This window comes from Pseudomonas sp. MD195_PC81_125 (assembly GCF_014060985.1).
Classification (GTDB): domain Bacteria; phylum Pseudomonadota; class Gammaproteobacteria; order Pseudomonadales; family Pseudomonadaceae; genus Aquipseudomonas; species Aquipseudomonas parakoreensis.
In genome coordinates this window covers 1-3,243 of sequence record NZ_JABULD010000332.1, presented here as the reverse complement: position 1 = coordinate 3,243, position 3,243 = coordinate 1, and the positions used below count along the sequence as shown (strand labels likewise).

At 61.9% G+C, this 3,243-nt stretch carries 3 protein-coding genes; 2 read left to right on the top strand and 1 reads right to left on the bottom strand.

The features are described from left to right. Window positions 1–203: 203 nt before the first annotated feature. Window positions 204–878 (bottom strand): ribose-5-phosphate isomerase RpiA, encoded by a 675-nt coding sequence (gene rpiA, locus HT737_RS13795; RefSeq protein ID WP_041072157.1) that lies wholly within the window; start codon window positions 876–878, stop codon window positions 204–206. Window positions 879–1,186: 308 nt separating this feature from the next. On the opposite strand from rpiA, the gene ilvA reads away from it, so the two are divergent. Next, window positions 1,187–2,701, top strand: a complete 1,515-nt coding sequence (gene ilvA / locus HT737_RS13790; RefSeq protein WP_041072159.1) for a threonine ammonia-lyase, biosynthetic — start codon at window positions 1,187–1,189, stop codon at window positions 2,699–2,701. A 39-nt stretch (window positions 2,702–2,740) separates the two neighbouring features. Then, window positions 2,741–3,166 (top strand): DUF2269 domain-containing protein, encoded by a 426-nt coding sequence (locus HT737_RS13785; protein WP_131670641.1) that lies wholly within the window; start codon window positions 2,741–2,743, stop codon window positions 3,164–3,166. Window positions 3,167–3,243: the final 77 nt, after the last annotated feature.

Here is a 3,243-nt window from a genome sequence, read left to right as displayed (position 1 = left end):
TCTTCAAGAAAACCTGCGCAAAACTGATCAACACCACAAAAAAGTAGAGTGAGCTTTGTGGCGAGGGGATTTATCCCGATCGAGCTGCGCAGCGGTCCCAGCTCTTGGGGCCGGCTTCGCTGCCCATCGGGGATAAATCCCCTCACCACAGGTTTCACTCCTACAGGTTTTGCATCTGCCTACAAATGGTGGGCAGTCTCTGCTTACTCAGCCTTCAGCGTTTTTACACCTTCGCTGGTGCCCAGCAACAGCAGATCCGCCGGACGCGCCGCGAACAGGCCGTTGGTGACCACGCCGACGATCGCGTTGATCTGCGCTTCCAGCTCCACCGGGTTGGTGATCTGCAGGTTATGCACGTCGAGGATGATGTTGCCGTTGTCGGTCAGCACGCCTTCGCGGTACACCGGGTCGCCGCCCAGTTTCACCAGTTGGCGGGCGACGTGGCTGCGGGCCATCGGGATCACTTCCACCGGCAGCGGGAATTCGCCCAGCACCGGCACCAGTTTGCTGGCGTCGGCGATGCAGATGAAGGTCTTGGCCACGGCCGCGACGATCTTCTCGCGGGTCAGGGCGGCGCCGCCGCCCTTGATCAGGTTCAGGTGCGCGTCACTCTCGTCGGCGCCGTCGACGTAGAACTCGAGGTCGCTGACGGTGTTCAGCTCATACACCGGAATGCCGTGGCCCTTGAGGCGCGCGGCAGTGGCTTCGGAACTGGCGACCGCGCCATCGAACGCGCCCTTGTGCTGGGCCAGCGCATCGATGAAGCAGTTGGCGGTGGAGCCGGTGCCGACCCCGACGATGCTCTTGTCATCGAGTTTCGGGAGGATGAAGTCGACGGCGGCCTGAGCCACTGCCTGTTTGAGTTGATCCTGGGTCATGCGGGCTCCGGAAGCGGGCAAGGTGAGTTCGGAAAGGCCGGCATTATAGCCCCCATGCCCGGCGAAAACTCCTGTGGTGAGGGGATTTATCCCCGATGGAGGGCGAAGCGCTCCCAGCCCCCCTCGCAAATATTGCGCTCTCAGGTTGACGACGGCTGCGCCGCCGGTCGGGGATAAATCCCCTCACCACAATGAGGTTTACATCACAAACTGTTTGCCCCGGCTAAAACCCCCTGTTCAGTGTGGTCGTGCGCCCAAAAGCCGGGTTAGACTCGTCGGTCCCGCCCAATCGCCAGTGATGCTTTCCGATGCTCGAACAGTACGTCAAAAAGATCCTCACCTCGCGCGTTTATGACGTTGCCGTAGAAACCCCGCTGCAGAACGCTCGCCAGCTCTCCGAGCGGCTGGGCAATGACATTTGGCTCAAGCGTGAAGACTTGCAGCCAGTGTTCTCGTTCAAGATTCGCGGCGCCTACAACAAGCTGACCCAGCTGACCGACGAAGAGCGCGCCCGTGGCGTGGTCACCGCGTCGGCGGGCAACCATGCGCAGGGTCTGGCGCTGGCGGCGAAAGTGCTGGGCGTGAAAGCGACCATCGTTATGCCCAAGACCACTCCGGAGATCAAGGTCGAAGGCGTGCGTTCGCGCGGGGGCAAAGTCGTGCTGCACGGCGATTCGTTCCCGGAAGCACTGGCGTACTCGCTGAAACTGGTCGATGAAAAGGGTTACGTCTACATCCACCCGTACGACGATCCGCACACCATTGCCGGGCAGGGCACCGTGGCGATGGAAATTCTGCGCCAGCACCCGCAACCGCTGGACGCGATCTTCGTGCCGGTCGGCGGCGGCGGTCTGATTGCCGGTATCGCGGCGTACGTGAAATACCTGCGTCCGGACATCAAGGTCATCGGCGTCGAGCCGGACGACTCCAACTGCCTGCAAGCAGCCATGGCCGCCGGTGAGCGCGTGGTACTGCCGACCGTGGGCATCTTCGCCGACGGCGTGGCGGTGGCACAGATCGGCCAGCACACCTTCGACATCTGCAAAGACTACGTCGACGAAGTGATTACTGTCAGCACCGACGAGATTTGCGCGGCAATCAAGGATATCTACGACGATACCCGCTCGATCACCGAACCTGCCGGCGCCTTGGGCGTGGCGGGGATCAAGAAGTACGTCGAACTGCGCGGCGTCAGCGGCCAGACCTTCGTCGCCATCGACTCTGGAGCCAACGTCAACTTCGACCGCCTGCGCCACGTCGCCGAGCGCGCCGAGCTGGGCGAGGGTCGCGAAGCGATCATCGCCGTGACCATTCCTGAGAAGGCCGGCAGCTTCAAAGCCTTCTGCGAAGCGATCGGCAAGCGCCAGATCACCGAATTCAACTACCGCTACAACACCGGCAGCGAAGCGCACATCTTCGTCGGCGTGCAGACTCACCCGGAAAACGACCCGCGCAGCGCGCTGCTGGCGAGCCTGACCGAGCAGGGTTTCCCGGTACTCGACCTGACCGACAACGAACTGGCCAAGTTGCACATTCGTCACATGGTGGGTGGTCATGCGGCGCACGTGATCGACGAGGTGGTGTTCCGCTTCGAATTCCCGGAGCGCCCGGGTGCGCTGTTCAACTTCCTCAACAAGCTCGGCGGGCGCTGGAACATCTCGATGTTCCACTACCGCAACCACGGCGCAGCTGACGGCCGTGTGGTCGCGGGCCTGCAAGTACCGCATGACGAGCGCCATCTGGTGCCGGCGGCGCTTGAGGAAATCGGTTATCCGTACTGGGATGAAAGCGAAAACCCGGCCTATCAGTTGTTTCTTGGCTGAGCGGCTACGCTGATGGGCAGGCCCTGAGGAAATCGAACAATGGAAACGTTAACTGCCCTGAAAACCGCGCACATGGTCGCCACTGTAGTATTGCTGGCCGGTGCGCTGGGACTGGGAGTCTGGGTGTTTCTGGCAAAACGCAAGGGTGATGCAACGGCGGGCAGCCGCACCTTGCAACGGCCACGGGTGTTCATCTGGCTGTTGATGGGCCTGGCACTGTTGAGCATGCCGTTCACGGGCTGGGGCATGGTGCATCTGGTCGGCTGGCCGCTGGGGCAGACCTGGCTGCTGGCCTCCAGCGTGCTGTACACCGTGGCGGCGTTGGCGTGGTTCTGGTTGCTGGTGCGGTTGAATCGCTTGCGCAAGGCGCCGGGCGGGGTGGGGCGGTTCAGCCTAGCCTTGGCGTTGTTCAGCTTTGTCTGCTTTATCGCGATTGCCGGGTTGATGGGCGCCAAGCCTGTTTAAAGCTTGAGACCGCGTTGCTTTAATCGCTGGCAAGCCAGCTCCCACAGGATCTGTAGCGAACACAAATGGTGTGACCA